The organism is Streptomyces axinellae (genome assembly GCF_039532135.1).
Taxonomy (GTDB): Bacteria; Actinomycetota; Actinomycetes; order Streptomycetales; family Streptomycetaceae; genus Streptomyces; species Streptomyces axinellae.
Window position 1 is genome coordinate 84,078 of the sequence record NZ_BAAARJ010000004.1, and the last position, 18,325, is coordinate 102,402.

The window sequence follows — 18,325 nt, forward strand, 5'->3', positions numbered from 1 at the left end:
CATGTGTACCGGGACGATTGTTGTGTACGAGTCTTCGGTGGCCCTGTGCTGCGCCCGTGCACCTGACAGGGGGCTTCCGGGCTTGATGCCGAGGGCTATCGTGCGAGGTATGCAGACGCCTGACAAGACCGCCCCCGCAGAAGCCGCCCGGAACGGGGCACCGGCCGCCACGGAAGAAGGACCCACCGGGATCGCCACCCAGGACTGGGAGCAGGCAGCCGCCGAGCCCACCTACCGCGCCGCGGTCATCGACCTGCTGGGCGCGCTGGCCTACGGCGAACTGGCGGCCTTCGAGCGGCTGGCCGAGGACGCCAAGCTGGCGCCCTCCCTCGCGGACAAGGCGGAGCTGGCCTCCATGGCGTCGGCCGAGTTCCACCACTTCGAGAAGCTGCGCGAGCGGCTGGCGCGGATCGACGCGGATCCCACCGCCGCCATGGAGCCCTTCGCCAGGCCCCTGGACGAGTTCCACCGGCAGACCGCGCCGTCCGACTGGCTGGAGGGCCTGATCAAGGCGTACGTCGGAGACTCGATCGCTTCCGACTTCTACCGCGAGGTCGCTGCCCGTCTCGACTCGGACACCCGCGCTCTGGTGCTGAGTGTGCTGGATGACACAGGCCACTCCAGCTTCGCCGTGGAGAAGGTGCGCGCCGCCATCGAGGCCGAGCCGCGTGTGGGCGGACGGCTGGCGCTGTGGGCCCGGCGGCTGATGGGAGAGGCGCTCTCGCAGGCGCAGCGGGTGGTCGCCGACCGCGACGCGCTCTCCACCATGCTCGTGGGCGGGGTGGCCGACGGCTTCGACCTCGCCGAGGTCGGCAAGATGTTCTCGCGGATCACCGAGGCCCATACGAAGCGGATGGCCGCGCTCGGCCTTGCCGCGTAAGACCGGCGGGGCCACGGGGCGCCGGGGTGGTGCGCAGCGGATCCCGGCGCCACTGCCTGCGCGCCGGGGCCTCGTCCCGCAGCAGCAGCGACAGCAACGCGGCGCTGACGCCCAATGCGCAGGCCAGCGCCACCAGGGTGTGGCCGGGGCCCAGGACGATGCCGCTGATCAGCCCGCCGAGCAGGGCGGCGACCGGGCCGGTGGAGAGCACGAGCCGGCGGTCGGGGAGCCGCCCGGGATACCGCCTGGTCGCGCCGTGGGCGAGAACGAGGCCGATGGCGGTGGAGCCGAGTGCCTCCCAGATCATGAGGACCTCCTCGGGGTCTGTCCGGTGCGGAACCGTGGTGCGAAACGGTCGTTCCGGTACTCCCCGTGGAGGGCGGAGATGAAACAGCGGCCCCGGGGGAAATCCCGGGGCCGCTGCCGTATGGCGTGTGACGGTTCAGATCGTGCCGAAGCCGACCTTGCGCCCTGATGCCTCGCCGATCTCGACGTAGGCGATGCGCTCCGACGGGACCAGGATCTTGCGGCCGTGCTCGTCCGCGAGGCTGAGCAGCTTGGAGCCGTCCTCAAGTGCCGCCGAAACCGCGCTCTCGACCTCGTCAGGAGACTGCTTGCTCTCGATGACGATCTCGCGAGGCGCCTGCTGCACGCCGATCTTGACCTCCACGGCTATGTCCCTCCGACGATCTGGGTTTCCCCTGGCAGAGCCCGGGGTGTGGTGCGCGGTCAGCCGCGCCGTACGGAGCAACACTAGCCCGGAGCGCGGACGGCGAGGGGGCGCGGTCGCACGCCCGCAGCGAACAACCACGCCCCCTCGATCCGGGCGGACGCCCGGGTCACTGGATCGGGAATCCCGCGATGCCGCGCCAGGACAGGGAGGAGATCAGCTTCGCCGCCGCGTCCCGGGGGATCTTCTGACCGGCGCCCAGCCAGTAGCGCGCCGTGATCTGGGCCATGCCGCACAGGCCGACGGCCAGCAGCATCGCCTGCTCCCTGGGCAGCTTGGTGTCGTCCGAGATGACCTCGCTGACGGCCTCGGCGCAATCCAGGCTCACCTTGTCGACCCGCTCGCGCACCGCGGGCTCGTTCGTCAGGTCCGACTCGAACACCAGCCGGAAGGCGCCGCCTTCGTCCTCGACGAACCCGAAATAGGCGTCCATGGTGGCCGCCACCCGCTGCTTGTTGTCCGAGGTGGACGCCAACGCCGCGCGCACGGCCTGGAGCAGCGCGTCGCAGTGCTGGTCGAGAAGGGCGAGATACAGGTCGAGCTTGCCCGGGAAGTGCTGGTAGAGCACGGGCTTGCTGACCCCCGCGCGGTCGGCGATGTCGTCCATCGCCGCCGCGTGGTAACCCTGGGCGACGAAGACTTCCTGAGCTGCGCCCAGCAGTTGGTTGCGTCGGGCCCGGCGGGGCAGACGCGTGCCACGCGGGCGCGCCTCGGTCTGCTCGATGGCTGTCACGCCGCCTCCCTGAATATTCGCGCGCGAAGTGCGCTGGGCCGCCATCGTACTTTTCGGTAACAGGAGTGTGGGGTTCGCGGGCGGAGAATTTCCCTGGCGGCCCGTGGGCGCGGGGGCTTTATCGGTACTCGTCCTCGTTTATCTCCACCACGCGCGCCTGTTCCATGGCATCGGCCGGATCGACCTCGTCGAGTTCACGGTCGGTGAGCGGTTCATCGCGCTGCCGTAGCAATTCCGTTTGTTGCTCGGCCGCGTCCGCTTCCGGGGCCTCGGGGTCGCTTTCGGCCCTTTCGGGCTCTTCCTCGTGGGACTCGTAGGCGTCGTAGGCGTCGTCAGTGGATTCCGGACGGGTCGGGTCGACCGTCATGCCGGCTCCCCCTTTCCATGCGAGAACCCCTTGTGCGGGGCCCTTCTTTCAAGACTAGGAGTGCGTCACCAGGGGCGCACGCCCGGTGCACCCGCTGGTGTTGAACACCTTGCGAGTTCCCTGTGCGATGCGCGTGAGACAGTGTGCTTCCGCCTGTGATGGTGAACACGTGAGGCCACATGTGATCGTCTCGTAACATTGCCTCCATGTCGTCCACCGAGTGGCCGGGAACTCATACCTCCACACCCCGATCTGCCACCTCCCCCGCGCCGCCCGGATCCCGGGTCGGTGAGCGGGAGTCGCTCCGGATGGTCTCCCTGCCCGGTCTCACACTCGCCGTGCGAGGACTGCGCGAGGACGCCCCGGAAGGGGGCGACGCGGGAGGGAGCGGTACGGAGCCGGGTGCGCGTCCGCGTGCGCTGTACGTGCACGGGCTGGGCGGCTCCTCGCTCAACTGGTCCACGCTGATGCTCCAGCTCGCCACAGATGTGGAGGGCGAGGCACTCGATCTGCCCGGCTTCGGGGACTCCCCGCCGCCGGACAATGGTGACTACTCCGTCACCGGGCACGCACGTGCCGTCATCCGGTACCTCGACTCCAGCGGGCACGGTCCCGTGCATCTGCTGGGCAACTCCCTGGGCGGCGCCGTGGTCACCCGGGTCGCCGCCGTGCGGCCCGACCTCGTGCGGACACTGACGCTCGTCTCGCCCGCGCTGCCGGAGATCCCCCCGCAGCGCACGGCCTGGCCCACGGCGATGCTCGCGGTGCCGGGCATCGCCGGGCTGTTCGGCAGGCTCACCCGCGACTGGCCGGCCGAGCGCCGCGCCGGTGGCGTGCTCGGCCTGTGCTACGGCGACCCCGGGCGGGTCTCGCCCGAGGACCTCGCCGCGGCGGCCGAAGAGTACGAACGCAGGCTCGGGCTGCCCTACTTCTGGGACGCGATGGTGCGCTCGACGCGCGGCATCGTGAACGCGTACACGCTGGGCGGCCAGCACGCGCTGTGGCGGCAGGCCGAACGAGTCCTGGCCCCCACGCTCCTGATCTACGGCGGGCGCGACCAGTTGGTGGCCTTCCGGGTGGCGCGCCGCGCCTCCGCCGCCTTCCGCGACTCCCGGCTGCTGGTACTGCCCGAGGCCGGTCATGTAGCGATGATGGAATACCCCGAGATCGTCGCGGACGCGTTCCGTGGACTGATCGATGAGACGGCCAGGTCCGTGCGGCGATTCGACGGCCGAGGAGCCGTCCCCGCACAGGCCCCGGCAACCCCGAAAGGTGACTAGTGGGACGCCATAGCCGAAGAGGCAAGGCCGACACCCCGACCGCCGAAGACACCTCCGGGATACCGGCCGTGTCCACAGGAAACCCGTCAGCGCCCGGGGGCAGCGGCCCGGCGGCGGCTTCCCGCAGCCGGGGCAGCGCGCCCCGGGGTGCCGAGAGCGCGTACGGCGCTGCGCCGAAGGCCGCGCCGCACGCGGCGCCCGTCGGGTCCGCCGGGGCTCCCGTGCCAGGCGCGCACGCCTGGCACTCGGGTGCGCCCGAGCACGGCACGCCTGCGGACGGCCCGCCTCCGCATGGCCTCATGGAGCCCGGAGACCAAGCGCGCGGCGGACACCCGCAACAGCCCGAGGGCGGCGGCCATCCAGCGTCGCGCCCGGGGTACGGCGGATACGGCGCCGACAGCGGCGCCCGGGCTCCGAGCGGCGGGCAGCGCCCCGCTTCCGGCCGCCGGCGGGGCCGGGGGCCGCGCCAGGAGTACCTGGACGCCTTCGAGAGCGACGCATTCACTGCGGACGTGCCCGGCGCCGGTCAGGGCAGGGGCCCGGGTGCACGGGCTGCGGCGGCGCGGAACCCGGTGTCCGCGCCCTCCGGAGCGCCCGGTCACGTGCCCGGCCAGCGTCAGGCCCCTGCAGGGGCGCCGCCTGCCGGATACCGAGAGGAACCCCGGGCGGATGGTGGCGCGGCGTATCCGCGCACCGGAGTGCCCGGCCCTCGTCACGGCGCACCGGATGAAGCGGGAATTCCCTCCGGAGCGGGAATTCCTCCAGCGCGGCGCGGTTCCGGCGAGCCGCCGGACGAGGACCCCTCGGCACCGCTCGCGCCCGCCTCGCCTCCGGAGGAGAGGGGCGGAAAGGGCCGTACGTTCACCGGTATCGCCGCCGCGGCTGTCACCACGGTCCTGGCCTTCACCGTCGCCGCGCAGGTCACCGGCGGCCACCACGGGCAGGACGGCTCCGGACAGGGCGTGAACACCGGCGAGCGCTCCGCCGACGCCGACCATGCCGCCGACGAGAAGCGGGCCGATCGCGCGGACCGCACCACCTCGGACAAGGCGCGGCCCCAACCCCTCTCCTACAACGCCAAGATGGCCAAGCGCTATCCGCTGTCCGACGACTTCAAGGGCTCGGGGCACTTCTCGACCGTCGCCGGCCACGAGAAGGGTCCGGGCAAGGGCCGCGTGGTCCGCTACCGTGTCGATATCGAGCAGGGACTCCCGCTGGAGAGCGAGTTGTTCGCGCAGGCTGTCCACAAGACGCTCAATGACAAGCGCAGTTGGGCGCACGGCGGTGACCGCAGCTTCGAGCGGGTCTCCAGCGGCAGGGCCGATTTCGTCATCACCCTGGCGAGCCCACACACGACGGATGTGTGGTGCGCCAAGTCGGGCCTGGACACCAGCCAGGAGAAGGTCTCCTGCGACTCGGCGACGACCGAGCGCGTCATGATCAACGCCTACCGCTGGGCACGCGGAGCATCGACGTTCGGCCCCGGACAGATGCATGTCTACCGGCAGATGCTCATCAACCACGAGGTGGGCCACCGGCTCGGCCACGGCCATGTCGGCTGCCCCAAGGACGGCGCGCTCGCTCCGGTGATGATGCAGCAGACGAAGTTCCTTTCGACGGACGGTGCGACCTGCAAGCCCAACGCCTGGCCGCACCCGCGCGGCTGACGGCGCCTCGGCCGCGCGGCTCTGAGGTGTCGCGTTCCGAGGCCACAGGGCTCGGTGGGTTCGCGCCGTGCCGGAACTTCCGGCCCTTCGGGGCGGCCCCCGGATTCCGAGGTGACGGACCGGGGGCGTGCGCCAACGCGCGAACGCGGGGAAAGTCACGGGGGTTCACCCCTTCTGGTGGCGTGATGGACAACCGTCCAGCACGCCACCGTGGCGCGCACATAGCGTCTTCCGCATCCCGCCGCTGAGCCGAGAGTCGGCCGGTGGCACGCCACGAGAGCGATCGGGGGTGCGCACGTGCGCATCGCACTGCTTACGGAGGGTGGTTACCCTTACGCGCGGGGTGAGTCCGCGCTGTGGTGCGACCGCCTGCTGCGCGGCCTGGAAAACCACGAGTTCGAGGTCTACGCCCTCAGCCGCAGCGCCCGTCAGGAGGACGCGGGCTGGCGCGAGCTGCCCGGCAACGTCACCCGTGTGCGCACGGCGCCCCTGTGGGGAACCGGCCAGGCCCGGGCGGGGGCGCGCGGGGTAGTACGCGAGAGCTCCTACGGGCGGCGCGAACGCCGGCGCTTCCGCGAACACTTCTCCGCCCTTGCCGAGGCCATCTGCATGGCCGAAACAGACGACATGGGGGTGCGGGCCGGGACCGCGCGCCCCTCCGCCATCTCCGCCGCCCGCGCTGGCGATGCCGCTTCCGGCGTCACGGATGCCGAGTCCGATTCCGGTGCCACCGGCTCCGGTTCGGGCGTTCCCGCCGGGGTCGAGGGCGGTCGCGCCTCAGCCCCCAGCGCTCGCACCTCCCCTGGTCGGTCCGCAGCCGAGCAGGCGGACCGTTTCGCCGCAGGTCTGTACGGGCTGGCCGAACTGGGCGGTGAGCGCGGCGGACTGGCCTCGGCGCTCCGCTCCGAACACGCCGTACGGATCCTGGAGTCCGCCTGCCGTGCGCCGGGCGCGCTGCGCGCCGCGCAGTCCGCGCAGGTCTCCGACCTGCTCGCCGTCACCGAACGCCTGGAGCGCGCGCTGCGGCCCCTCTCCCTGGACTGGTACGACGCGCGGGACGGCGGTGAGCCGGGGCTCTCGGCTGCCGACCTGTGCCATGCCGTCGGTGGCGGTCCCGCCGCGCTTCCCGGGCTGCTGGCCAAGCGCTTCTACGGCGTTCCGCTACTGATCACCGAGTACGGCGTACGGCTGCGCGAGCACTACCTGGCGAGCGCGGCGGGCGCCGTCGCACCTGCGGTGGCGGGCGCCCCGGTGCGCGCGCTGCTCGCCTCCTTCCAGGGCCGGCTGGTCAAGGAGGCGTACACACAGGCCGAGTTGATCACCCCCGGGAACGCACACGCGCGGCGCTGGCAGGAGCGGTGCGGCGCGCGCCCGGAGCGGCTGCGCACCGTCTACCCCGGAATGGACGCCACCCCTTTCGAGACGGTCGGCGAACAGGCCACCCGACTGCCGCCGCCCGACCTGCCGCCTTCTGGCGGGCCGGGGCGTGCGGTCGCGCCGACAGTGGTGTGGGTCGGCAGGAGCGACCCCGCCAAGGACCTGATCGCTCTCCTGCACGCCTTCGCACGCGTCCGAGAACTCGTCCCCGGCGCGCGGCTGCGGCTCGTCGATACCGGGGCGGCAGGCCCGCGTCCCGCCCGCGCGGGCCGGGGCGAAGGGGGCGCGGGAGACGGCTATTCGGCGCACTGCCGAGCCCTGGCCGCGCGGCTCTTCCCCGATGAGGCGCCGGACGACGAGTCCGAGGGCACGAGTCCGGTCTCCTTCGAGGAACTGGGCAGCCCGGCGGTACCGACACTCGCCGACGCCTACGCCGCGGGTGACGTCGTGGCGCTGTCGAGCGTGGTCGAGGGCTTCCCCGTCTCGCTGGTGGAGGCGATGTTCTGCGGCCGGGCCACGGTTTCCACCGATGTGGGGGCGGTGTGCGAGGTGATCGGCGGCACCGGACTGATCGTTCCGCCCCGCAATCCGCGCGCGCTCGGTGATGCCTGCGCCGCGCTGTTGCGCGACCCGGCGCGCGCTGCCCGGCTGGGCGCCGCGGCACGCGCGCGGGCGCTGGAGCTGTTCACGGTGCGGCAGAACGTCGAGGCGTTCCGCGGCATCTACCTGGAGCTGATGTCCCGCTGCCCCGCCAACAGGCAGGACGGCGCCGACGGCGGCAAGCGGCGCACCGAACCGGCGGACGGCGCACGGCTGTTCGCGCGGCCCGCGGAGTCCCATGTGCCGGGACGGTGGGCGAGCGCTGCCCGGCGGGCAGCCTCGGCGGGCGGTCGCCGGACAGCCGCCCCCGGCCGCCGCCCCGATCGCCCCGTCGAGGGCCGCTCCCCGGACGAGGACGAGCCACACGTTCCGAGCTGGGCGAGGCCGCAGGGCGCCGTTGCCGGGCGGGATGAGCGCGGTGGGCGTACGCCGGGCGGTGCGGGAGGGACCGGTGCGGGTGGTGGGGCCGGCGCGCCTGTCGCGGTGGGTGCGGACGCGGGGGAGGCAAAGGCCCCGTGAACACGTCCCCGGGATCCGGCGATCCGGTGCGCGAGTTGATGTACCAGTACCGCGAGCTGTGCGAGCGCGCCATCGATCCCCTGGAGATCGCCGCAGGGCTTGAGGCCCGGGGGGTCACCGACCGTACGGCGGCCCGCTTCCGGCATCGTGATGTCTTCTCGCTGGCGGAGGAGCTGTACGCGCGTATCCCCCGGCCCGGGACGGGTGCCCACGGGGACGCCGACCCACTCGGTCGGACAGCGGGTGGGCCGGCGGGCCCGGGCGGTTTTCACGCACCCTCCGGTGCGGGCGGTTTTCACGCACCCTCCGGTGCGCGGGGCGCGCGGGGTGCCACGGGCCCGGCTGATCCGAGGGGTCCGAAGGAGGCGAAGAGCGCGGGGGAGCGGTATCCGGCCGCGCGGCCCGTGTCGATGGCGCTCCCGCTGCTGCCCGGCCTGCTGTGTGCCGCCACCTATGTGTGCCGCGCCCCGCTCCAAGGGCAGCCGTTTTCCGTGCGTACCGGAGTATCGGTGCTCGGCGCGGTGGCCGTCGTGGCGGGCGCCGTCCCCGCGGTGCGTACCGCACTCCTCGGGCAGCGCGTCCCAGCGGCCCGCGTACCCCCGGCGGAAGCCGCGCGGCCCGGTCGGGGCGCCGGGGGCGGGCCCTGGAACGCACGGTCCGGCCCGGGCGCCGCCCAGCGCGCTCCGGGTGCCGGTGCCGCCGCGAGCGCACGCGCGGACGTCCGCCGAGGGGAGCCGCGGACGGGCTTCGGTGTCCCCGGGCAACTCGCCCTCTGGGTCTGCTGGCTCACCGTGTTCGCGCTCTACGGCGACTGGCTGGTGGCCGAACTGCTCGGCGGGGGGCCCGAATTCCCCTCGGCCTTCCCCGGCGCCCCCGCGCCGGGGGCGGCGTGCGGACTGGCGCTGGGGCTCGCACCCGCCGTGTGGTGTGCGCGGGGCTTCGCGCGGGGGGCCCGGCGCAGGCTCGACGGCAGCCGCAGCCTGGAGGAGTTCGCCGCCGGAGTACGTCCGCTGTTCGCCACCGCGCTCGTCCTGTTCACCGGATGCTTCCTCGCACTCCAGTGGGCCGCGCACGCCGCCGCCGACGGATATCTTCCGCCATCCGGTGCCCCGGAAGAGCCGGGCGCGCTCCCGGGCCCTGGACTGACGGCGCTCCTCGGCGCCACCTCGTTGGGGGTGCTGCTCTTCACCGCGCTGCTGCTGGCCGCGCACGGATTCCGCGCGGCGGCCTGCGGGGGCCTCGCGGCGGCATGTGCGACCGAGGCGCTGACGCTCCTCACCGTTCTGGCCGCCCGGCTGCCCGGGCTCGCGGCGGCGGCCCGCCCGCTGGAGACCGCAGTAGCGCTCCAGGGCACCCCCGCGGTGCAGCTCGCGGCCTGCGGGGCAGCGGCGCTCGCCCTCCTCGGATATGCCGCCAGGGCACTGACCGGAGCCTCCGCACACCACCGGGGAGCGGCTCCCGCATGAGAGCGGGTCCGCACCCCGTCCACCGTCCCGGCACGGGCTTACGTACACATCCCGTGCGACACGACAAGGAGCAAGACCGCATGACGAAGGCGCAGTTGGCACACCGATCCGCCCGACCGCGGGCCGGCCGGGCGGCACGGCATCAGAACCCGGCCGTGAACCAGGGAGGCGCACGATGAGGGTGCTGCTGCTCGGAGCCACCGGATACCTGGGTCGATTCGTCGCCGACCGGCTGCTGGCCGACCCCGCTGTACAGCTCACCGCGCTCGGCAGGAACGACGAATCGGATGTGCGCTTCGACCTGTCGACCGGCAGTCCCGGCGCGCTCACCCGTTTCCTGGACGCCGTGCATCCGGGCGTCGTCATCAACTGCGCCGGTGCCACCAGAGGCGGCGGGCGCGAGCTGATCCGGCACAACGTCGTGGCGACGGCGACCGTGTGCGAGTCCCTGCGCCGCAGCGGCTGCGGCGCGCGCCTGGTGCATGTGGGCTGTGCCGCCGAGTACGGACCCTCGCAGTCCGGCTCCTCCACGGGCGAGGACGCCGTGCCCCGGCCCGGGGGCCCGTACGGTGTCAGCAAGCTGGCGGGCACCGAACTGGTCCTCGCCTCCGGGCTGGATGCCGTCGTCCTGCGGGTCTTCTCGCCCATCGGCCCCGGCACGCCCGCCGGTTCGCCCCTCGGACGGCTGGCCGAGGCGATGCGCCGCACGATGCAGCAGGGCGACAGCGAACTGAAGCTGGGCGGGCTGGGTGTACAGCGCGACTTCGTGGACGTACGCGACATCGCCCGCGCCGTGCACGCCGCCTCGCTCTCGGCGGCGCAGGGCGTCGTCAACATCGGTACCGGCCGCGCCGTCCGCCTGCGCGACGCCGCCTCGCTGCTGGCGCGCGTCGCCGGGTACACGGGAGCCGTACACGACCACGGCCCCGGCCAGACCCCCGCCGACACCCTCGCGGGCGGCCCGGTGGGCGCCGTGGCGATGGGCGGCGTACACGGCGGGCTCAGCGGGCCGGGAGCCGGTCTCCACGGCAGCGTCCAGGGCGGGCCCGGAGGCGGCCCGGGCGGCGGCCTCGGCGGGAACGCTACGGTGATCCCGTCGCAGGCGCACAGCTCGCCGGTACACGGCCTCCAGCAGCCCGGCCCAGCCGCTTCGCCGTATCCGGACGGCTGTGGGGTGTGGCAGCAGGCGGATGTGCGGACAGCGCGCGACCGGCTCGGCTGGCGCCCACGCATCGGCCTTGAGGAGTCGCTGGCCGACATCTGGATGGAGGCGGCGTGCCGCATCTGACCGCGCCCGAGGACGTCCGTCCCACGGCCGGCCGCGGCACGGACCGGCATTCGGACCGGCTCTGGAGCCGGCTTCCGGGCCGGTATCCGGGCCTTCGCGACGAGTGTGCCTCGTGCGGCATCCCGCACGGTTCCGGTCGGCGCTGCGGATGATGCCGTTTCGCGGCGCGCTCCGGATGCTGGGGGAAAACAGCCGGACCTGCGGCTGGAGAGCCCCGGCAGCCGGGGCGGCCGGGGCCCACCCCCTTTCGTCGGGGTGGGTCTCGCCGGACTATGGGGAGGCGCGGGCAGTCGCACCGGGTGCAGGGGCCGCAGGGGCGCCGCACATCGCTGTCTCGCGATGCGAGACGGCGGGCGGACGCGGGCGTTCGGTGTGCGGACACAGTGCTCGGCCGTACTCATGTCCCGGCGGGGCGGCAGCCACCTGCGCGTCCCGTGGTGACGGCGCGCCTGCTCGAACTCGTAGGTGCCTCGCGTGACCGGGAGAAAGGGTTCCTGGGAGGGATGCCCGGCTACTGGGACGGGCTTGTCTCGCGCGTTGGACCTGGTGTCTCGGAATGAGATAGGGCGTGGCAGTGTTACCGAAGGAAAACCCGCGTTCGCGCAGGTGACTTCCCGTACGCCCCACCGACCAACGGAGTCCCCGTGTCACTGCCACCCCTGGTCGAGCCAGCTGACGAGCTCACTGTCGACGAAGTCCGCAGGTACTCACGTCACCTGATCATCCCGGACGTCGGGATGGACGGGCAGAAGCGGCTGAAGAACGCGAAGGTGCTCTGCGTGGGAGCGGGCGGTCTGGGCTCGCCCGCTTTGATGTACCTCGCGGCGGCCGGTGTCGGGACGCTCGGCATCGTGGAGTTCGACGAGGTGGACGAGTCGAACCTGCAACGGCAGATCATCCACAGCCAGTCGGACATCGGCCGCCCCAAGGCCGAGTCGGCCAAGGACACCGTGCTGGGCATCAACCCGTACACGCAGGTCAACATCCACGAGGAGCGCCTCGACTCCTCGAACGTGATGGAGATCTTCGAGCAGTACGACCTGATCGTGGACGGCACGGACAACTTCGCCACCCGCTACCTGGTCAACGACGCGTGTGTGCTGCTCAACAAGCCGTACGTGTGGGGTTCCATCTACCGTTTCGACGGCCAGGCCAGCGTCTTCTGGAGCGAGCACGGCCCCTGCTACCGGTGCCTGTACCCCGAGCCCCCGCCGCCCGGCATGGTGCCCAGCTGCGCCGAGGGCGGCGTCCTGGGCGTGCTGTGCGCCTCCATCGGCTCCATCCAGGTCAACGAGGCCATCAAGCTGCTGGCCGGCATCGGTGAGCCACTCGTGGGCCGTCTGATGATCTATGACGCGCTGGAGATGACCTACCGCCAGGTCAAGGTGCGCAAGGACCCCGACTGCGCGGTGTGCGGCCCCAACGCGACGGTTACCGAGCTGATCGACTACGAGGCGTTCTGCGGTGTCGTCTCCGACGAGGCCCAGGAGGCCGCCGCCGGGTCCACCATCACTCCCAGGCAGCTCAAGGAGTGGATGGACGAGGGCGAGAGCATCGACGTCATCGACGTCCGCGAGCAGAACGAGTACGAGATCGTCTCGATCCCGGGCGCCCGGCTCGTCCCGAAGAACGAGTTCCTTATGGGCACCGCGCTCCAGGATCTCCCGCAGGACAAGAAGATCGTTCTGCACTGCAAGACGGGCGTCCGCTCGGCGGAGGTCCTGGCGGTGCTGAAGAACGCCGGGTTCGCCGACGCCGTCCACGTCGGCGGCGGCGTCATCGGCTGGATCAACCAGATCGAGCCCGACAAGCCCGTCTACTGACGTCTGCCGTCGCCCCCGCCGACGGGCGACAGCGAGGCTCTTTCCGGAGGGCGGCACGGCCCCCGTGGGCAGACCGTGCCGCCTTCCGGCATGTCAGCGGCAGGTGGTGCCGTCCGGCGGGACCTTTCCGTGCACCAGATAGTCGTTGACCTTCGCGCGTACGCACTTGTTCCTGCTGTCGTAGGCGCCGTGTCCCTCGCCCCGGTAGGTCACCTCCACCGCGACGTGGTCGCCCAATTTCTGCTTCATCCGGCGCGTGCCCCCGTACGGGGTCGCCGGGTCGCCGGTGGTGCCGATCAGGAGGATGGGGGCCGAACCCCGTGCGCTGACCTCCGGTGACCTCCACTGGCCCTTGACCGGCCAGCCGTGGCACTGCGCCAGGCCCCAGGCGGACATCGGGCCGAAGACGGGGGAGGCGTGGGTGAAGTCGGGCAGCTTGGACTCGATGTCACCGGCCGTGTAGCGCTGCTCGGCGTCCGCGCAGCTGATGGCGGCCAGCGAGGACTGGAGGGTGCTGTAGGAGCCGTCCTGGTTGCGTCCGTTCAGCGCGTCGGCGAGCAGCAGCAGCGTCGTCCCGTTGCTGTCCACGAACGCTTCCTCCAGCCCCTGGGAGAGCATGTCCCACATCTCCTGGGAGTACAGCGCCTGGGCGATGCCGCCCTCGGCCAGCGACTCGGTCAGCTTGCGCCCGCTGTCGGTCGGCATCGGTTCGGCGTCCAGGTCGGCGAGCAGATCGGTGATCTTCTGCTTGCCTTCCTCCGGATCCTTGCCGACAGGACAGTCCTCGCCCTTGGCCACGCAGGCCCGCAGGTAGTTGTCCAGGGCGAGTCGGAAGCCGCTGGTCTGGCTGAGCGCCCCCTTTTCCGGGGTGGCGGAGGGGTCCACGACGGAGTCCAGTACGGCGCGGCCGACCTTCTTCGGATACAGGTGGGCGTAGACGCCGCCGAGTTCGGTGCCGTAGGAGATGCCGAAGTAGTGCAGCTTGCGGTCGCCGAGGACGTGGCGCATGAGGTCCATGTCGCGTGCGGTGTTCTTGGTGGTCAGGTGCGGCAGGAGCGAGCCGGCCCTCTTCTCGCAGCCGTTGGCGAAGGAGTTCTGGCGGGAGAAGAGCTGCTTTTCCTCGGCGTTGTTGTCGGGCGTCCAGTCGGCGGCGAAGTACGCGTCGAGCTTCTTCGCGCTCATGCAGTTGACACCGGCGCTGCGGCCCACTCCGCGCGGATCGAAGCTGACCAGGTCGTACCGGCCGCGCAGCTTCTCGTAGTCCTTGGCGAAGGACGGCAAGGTGGCCACTCCGGAGCCGCCGGGGCCGCCGAAGTTGAACACGAGCGAGCCGATGCGCTTGCCGCCCCCCTTGCGCTTCTTCGCGCGGATCATCTCGATGCCGATGGTCTTGCCCTTGGGCTTGCCGTAGTCCACGGGGGCCTTGAGCGTGGCGCACTCCCAGCGTGCCCCGCCCGGCAGCGGCTGAGGCGAGCCCGCGTCCTCACCCTGTGCGGCGTTCGGAGCGGGGCAGCGGGACCAGCGGGGGTGCTGCTTGGTCAGCGAGGCCGGGAGGGCGGGAGAGCGCCGTGTGGAGCCCTTGGAGGAGTGCTGGGTGCGGGACGGGGACGAGGACCTCGACGCGCTGCGGGAGGCCGGCTCCGACGACTTCTGCGTGCCCTCCCGGTTGCCCGGCTGTCCGCTGTCGCCCGAGCTGTCGTCACCACAGCCGCTCACCGAAACGGCGGCCAGCACGAGCACCGCCGCGAGCGCGGCCCCGGGAGGTACGGAGCGCGGGAGCCCCAGAGGGCGCGGTGCGCGCCCGTGCCGGGGCTGCCGTGCGGAACGGGGACTGCGCATGGAACGTCCTCCCGACAGGTGGTGGGACGTTCATCGTGGGTACGGGGCACGTTCCGGGGCGCGCTGTGTGATCCGTACGGGTGGTGGCCGGCGGCGGGTGGCGGGGCTGCGGGGGAGCCGGTCCGGATACCGCCGCGCCCGCGTGCGCCGCTCCGGGCCGGAGCCTCTTGGGCAGAGAGGTCCGAGAGACCAGAGCGGTCCAGCGGTCCGACGGGTCAGAGCCCTCCCTTGCGGGTCAGCTGGGTGAAGGTCAGCCAGCCGGGCAGCACCGGCAGCCAGAGCGTCAGCAGACGGAACAGCAGTACGGCCGGGGTCGCCACCTCCTTGGGCACCCCGAACGCGATCAGCGCCGCGATCAAGGCGGCCTCCACCGCGCCGAGGCCGCCGGGGGTGGGCGCGGCCGAGCCGAGCGCGTTCGCCGTCAGGAAGACGACCGCGAGATTCGCGTAGCTCGTCTCGTGCCCGAAGGCGCGCACGCACGCGTCCAGGCACATCACGAACGCCAGGGTCAGCAGCAGCATGCCCAGGACTCCGGTGAGCAGCTTCTGCGGGCGCTGCACCACATCCAGCATCCGGGGCACCACTCCGGCGAACAGCGAGCGCACCCGGTTGGAGACGAAGCGGCGCAGCGCCGGTACCGCCGTGACGATCAGCACCAGCACGGCGGCCGTCAGCAGGCCGGCGATGACCGCGCGCGAGGGCGAGAGCGTGGGGGTGTGCTCCGTTCCGGTGATGTATCCGAACAGCAGCAGCAAGGTGACGTGGCTGCCGAGCCCGAACAGCTGGGAGGCGCCCACGCTGGCCACCGCGTGGCCGGGGCGCACGCCCGAGCGCTGGAGGAAGCGCGCGTTCAGGGCCACACCGCCGACGGCCGCCGGGGCGACCAGCTTCACGAAGGAGCCCGCCACCTGCGCCTGCACGGTCCGCAGGAACGAGACCTTCTCCGGTACGAAGCCGAGCAGCGACATCGCGGCGAAGAGGTAGGTCGTACAGGAGAAGAGGAGCGCCCCGCCGACCCAGGCCCAGTTGGCGTCGAGCACCCGGTCGAGCGGCACCTGGCTGAGCTGCGTGAGCAGGAAGTACGCGCCGAGGGCGCCCGCGATGAAGCTGACCAGGGTGCGCGGCCTGATCCGCTCCAGCCGCGCGGGCTCTATGGGGGCCTGCGGCCTGACCAGCAGCACCTGGTGCCGGATCTGGGCGAGCAGGTCCTCCTCGCGCGCTCCTTCCAGGGCTTCGTCTATGGCCTTCTTCTCCGCGTGCTTCTCGGCGCGCAGCGACTTGCGGTGCGCCCGCTTTCCGCCGCCTTCGGCCGCCTCCTGTGCCCTTGCCTCCTTGGCCTTCGTCTCCTTGCCCGCCCGGGACGCCTCGATGACGGCCTCGCGCTCGCGCTGGGCACGCTCCTTGGCGAGTCGCCGCAAGGTGGTGCGGGTGCTGCGGCTGAGCGCGATCGGCTGGAGCAGGGGCAGGCTGTCGGCGACCGCGTCGGGGCCCAGCACCTCCACGGCGGCGGCGACCGACCGCTCGGCGCCTACGCGCAGCCCGAGGGTCGTCAGCAGCTGCGCGACGTCCATCCGGAGGATCAGGTCCCCGGCCGCGATCTCGCCGCCTCGCAGGTCCGTCAGGTAGACCGCGCCGGAACGGTCCACCAAGAGCGCGTCCCCCACCAGCCTCCGGTGCGCGATCCGCCGCGACTGAAGGGCCTTGACCTGGCGCCAGGCGGTGCGCATCAGAGCGTCGGTGATCGCTTCATCCGGCAGCGCGTCCAGGCTCCGTCCGCCGATGTGCTCATAGACGAGCATCACCGCGTCCGGCCCCAGCTCGGAGGTGGCGATCAGGCGCGGTGCGTTGGCGCCGGCCGAGATGGCCGCGTAGGCGAGCAGCGCTTCTTGCTCCAGCGCCTGGCGCAGCGACTGGAGGCTGCGGCGCTGGGTGATCCCGCGCAGCGCCAGCCTGCGCCATACGCGGTAGAAGAAGCCCTGCGCCTGCTGCTCGCGGTCCACCACGGTGACGTCCAGCGGCGGCCCGTCCTCCAGGGTGACGCGGTAGCGGCGGCCCCTGTCGTTGTGGTCGCGCCGGTCGGCCTCGCTGGGGTCTTCCACGCGCAGCGCGCTCACGGGCTTGAAGCCGACTCTGCGCAGGCCCGCGAGCAGCGTCTGCCCCGTCGGCCTGACATTGGGCGTGCCGACCGCGTAGAGCGTCCCGTAGGCGATCGTCCAGCCGATGAGGACGGTGATCACGATCGAGAACGCCGTGGTGTATCCGGGCACCAGCACCGCGAACGCGTTCAGCAGCAGCACCGCCCACAGCACCACCCGCCAGCGCGGGCGGCGGGCCATGCCCACGGCCGTCATATAGGCGATGACGGGGGCCAGATAGCTGTGCACCGGAGTGGTGGCGTCACTGGGCGTGATGGCCTTGGTGAGCGCGTCCCGGATGGAGTCGGGTGCCGCCTGCGCGACCCACAGGTCCACGGCGAGCGAGGCGCCGTGTGCCAGGACGGCCGCCAGCACGCCGTCCGCGATCCGCAGCCCGTCCCGTTTGATCAGCCGTTCGATGGCGAACGCCACCGGAACGAGCAGTACGGCGATGCTCGATGCCAGCCCCGTAAGGCTGATCAGCAGGTCGGGCGCTTCGCTGGTGCCCTTGTCGATGTCCTGTTCGAGTCCGGCGGTGGTGCCGTGCGCGAAGTTGGCGATGACCAGCACCAGGCCGATGCCCAGCAGGCCCAGCACCATCCGGAGGAGGTCCGAGGGGCGGTGCACCCGGGCGGACAGGAGCGGCTCGTCGCTCTCGATCTCGATGCGGTCGGCACTCGCCACCGTCTCCAGCCGCTCGCCGGGCGCGAGGCTGTGAGACGCGTCCTCTTCGGACCTCCGGCTTTCGGTGGCCTTCGTGCCTTTCGTGGCGTTCGCGTCCTTCAGTGCCTCGGTGTCCTTTGTGTCTCCTGGAGGGGTGCTGTCCGGATCGGCACTGTCCGGATCGCCGCTGTCCGGGGATGTGCCCCCGGGGGACGAGTCCTCGGGTGAGGCGCCGCCGGCGGACGGGCCCTCGGGGCGGTCGGGGCGGGCATCACCAGCGGCGGCAGGTGAGCCCCCATTGAGGTGCTCGTCACCCTGCCGCTGTCCGGATGCCGTCTCGTCCTGGTCCCGTATCACTCGTCACCGCCCGGAAGATGGTGGCACGAGGGGACGGGCGCCCGTGGCACGAGGGGGCGTTCACGGGACGTGCGGGACATGTGTTCCAGAGCGGACGCCGGGGCGCGCGGGGGAAGGCGAGTGGCGTGCGGCAGGCGCAGCCTGTGGACAACTTCCCACCGCTGTCGGTGCTGTGGGGCACGATGGCGGACATGCCTGGAGAAGAGAAGCCGGCCTCCGCCCACGACGCGTCCGGCGAGGACGCCCTGCCCGGGTTGCCCGATTACGCGGAGCGCGTACTGGACGTCGCCGACCTGATCCCTCCGGGCCGGGTCATGACCTACGGCGATATCGCCGAGTGGCTTGAGGAGGGCGGGCCGCGGCAGGTCGGCAGAGTCATGTCGCTCTACGGGGGAGCGGTGCCGTGGTGGCGCGTGGTGCGCTCCGACGGGGTGCCGCTGCCGGGCAAGGAGCGGCAGGCCCTCGACCACTACCACGCGGAGGGCACCCCACTGCGCGAGGCCGCCCCGTCCTCCCGGGCCCGCAGCCACATCTCCCGCGTCCCCCGCATCGACATACGCCGGGCACGGTGGGACGGAAGCGGCGGATGACCCCGCGCGGC

14 protein-coding genes are annotated in these 18,325 nt (G+C 72.3%); 8 read left to right on the forward strand and 6 right to left on the reverse strand.

Annotated elements, in window-relative coordinates; all coding sequences use genetic code 11:
• Positions 1-109: 109 nt before the first annotated feature.
• Entirely contained in the window at positions 110-880 is a 771-nt protein-coding gene (locus ABD339_RS06880; RefSeq protein ID WP_344563258.1) for a ferritin-like fold-containing protein, read from the forward strand.
• Here ABD339_RS06880 and ABD339_RS06885 read toward each other — a convergent pair.
• The 4 genes from ABD339_RS06885 to ABD339_RS06900 all read right to left on the reverse strand — a co-directional run bounded on the left by ABD339_RS06885 (position 831) and on the right by ABD339_RS06900 (position 2,710).
• Positions 831-1,187 carry a hypothetical protein gene (locus ABD339_RS06885; protein ID WP_344563259.1) on the reverse strand — a complete coding sequence of 119 codons (357 nt, stop codon included), beginning with the start codon at positions 1,185-1,187 and terminating at the stop codon, positions 831-833. The genes ABD339_RS06880 and ABD339_RS06885 overlap by 50 nt on opposite strands.
• A gap of 135 nt (positions 1,188-1,322) precedes the next feature.
• Positions 1,323-1,550 (reverse strand): DUF3107 domain-containing protein, encoded by a 228-nt coding sequence (locus ABD339_RS06890; RefSeq protein ID WP_344563260.1) that lies wholly within the window; start codon positions 1,548-1,550, stop codon positions 1,323-1,325.
• A 169-nt stretch (positions 1,551-1,719) separates the two neighbouring features.
• Complete coding sequence (locus tag ABD339_RS06895) at positions 1,720-2,343, reverse strand: TetR/AcrR family transcriptional regulator (RefSeq protein WP_344563262.1); 624 nt, start codon at positions 2,341-2,343, stop codon at positions 1,720-1,722.
• 118 nt (positions 2,344-2,461) lie between these two features.
• Positions 2,462-2,710: a hypothetical protein gene (locus ABD339_RS06900; protein ID WP_344563264.1), complete on the reverse strand. Its 249-nt coding sequence runs from the start codon at positions 2,708-2,710 to the stop codon at positions 2,462-2,464.
• A gap of 206 nt (positions 2,711-2,916) precedes the next feature.
• Here ABD339_RS06900 and ABD339_RS06905 point away from each other — a divergent pair, with 206 nt between their 5' ends.
• The 6 genes from ABD339_RS06905 to moeZ all read left to right on the forward strand — a co-directional run bounded on the left by ABD339_RS06905 (position 2,917) and on the right by moeZ (position 12,730).
• On the forward strand, positions 2,917-3,990 hold the full coding sequence (locus ABD339_RS06905; protein WP_344563265.1) for an alpha/beta fold hydrolase: 1,074 nt from the start codon (positions 2,917-2,919) through the stop codon (positions 3,988-3,990).
• A gap of 698 nt (positions 3,991-4,688) precedes the next feature.
• Positions 4,689-5,657, forward strand: coding sequence for a DUF3152 domain-containing protein (locus ABD339_RS06910; RefSeq protein ID WP_344563267.1), 969 nt, complete (start codon positions 4,689-4,691; stop codon positions 5,655-5,657).
• Positions 5,658-5,954: 297 nt separating this feature from the next.
• Positions 5,955-8,153: a DUF3492 domain-containing protein gene (locus ABD339_RS06915; RefSeq protein WP_344563268.1), complete on the forward strand. Its 2,199-nt coding sequence runs from the start codon at positions 5,955-5,957 to the stop codon at positions 8,151-8,153.
• Positions 8,154-8,191: 38 nt separating this feature from the next.
• Positions 8,192-9,619 carry a hypothetical protein gene (locus ABD339_RS06920; protein WP_344563775.1) on the forward strand — a complete coding sequence of 476 codons (1,428 nt, stop codon included), beginning with the start codon at positions 8,192-8,194 and terminating at the stop codon, positions 9,617-9,619.
• Between the two features lie 175 nt (positions 9,620-9,794).
• Complete coding sequence (locus tag ABD339_RS06925; protein WP_344563269.1) at positions 9,795-10,907, forward strand: SDR family oxidoreductase; 1,113 nt, start codon at positions 9,795-9,797, stop codon at positions 10,905-10,907.
• A gap of 644 nt (positions 10,908-11,551) precedes the next feature.
• Positions 11,552-12,730 (forward strand): adenylyltransferase/sulfurtransferase MoeZ, encoded by a 1,179-nt coding sequence (gene moeZ / locus ABD339_RS06930; protein WP_344563270.1) that lies wholly within the window; start codon positions 11,552-11,554, stop codon positions 12,728-12,730.
• Between the two features lie 93 nt (positions 12,731-12,823).
• Here the strand turns inward: moeZ and ABD339_RS06935 are convergent, their stop codons facing one another.
• Entirely contained in the window at positions 12,824-14,569 is a 1,746-nt protein-coding gene (locus ABD339_RS06935; protein WP_344563272.1) for an alpha/beta hydrolase, read from the reverse strand.
• Positions 14,570-14,784: 215 nt separating this feature from the next.
• Positions 14,785-17,724, reverse strand: a complete 2,940-nt coding sequence (locus ABD339_RS06940; RefSeq protein WP_344563274.1) for a flippase-like domain-containing protein — start codon at positions 17,722-17,724, stop codon at positions 14,785-14,787.
• Between the two features lie 182 nt (positions 17,725-17,906).
• Between ABD339_RS06940 and ABD339_RS06945 the strand changes: the two genes are divergently transcribed.
• Entirely contained in the window at positions 17,907-18,314 is a 408-nt protein-coding gene (locus ABD339_RS06945; RefSeq protein WP_425575928.1) for an MGMT family protein, read from the forward strand.
• Positions 18,315-18,325: the final 11 nt, after the last annotated feature.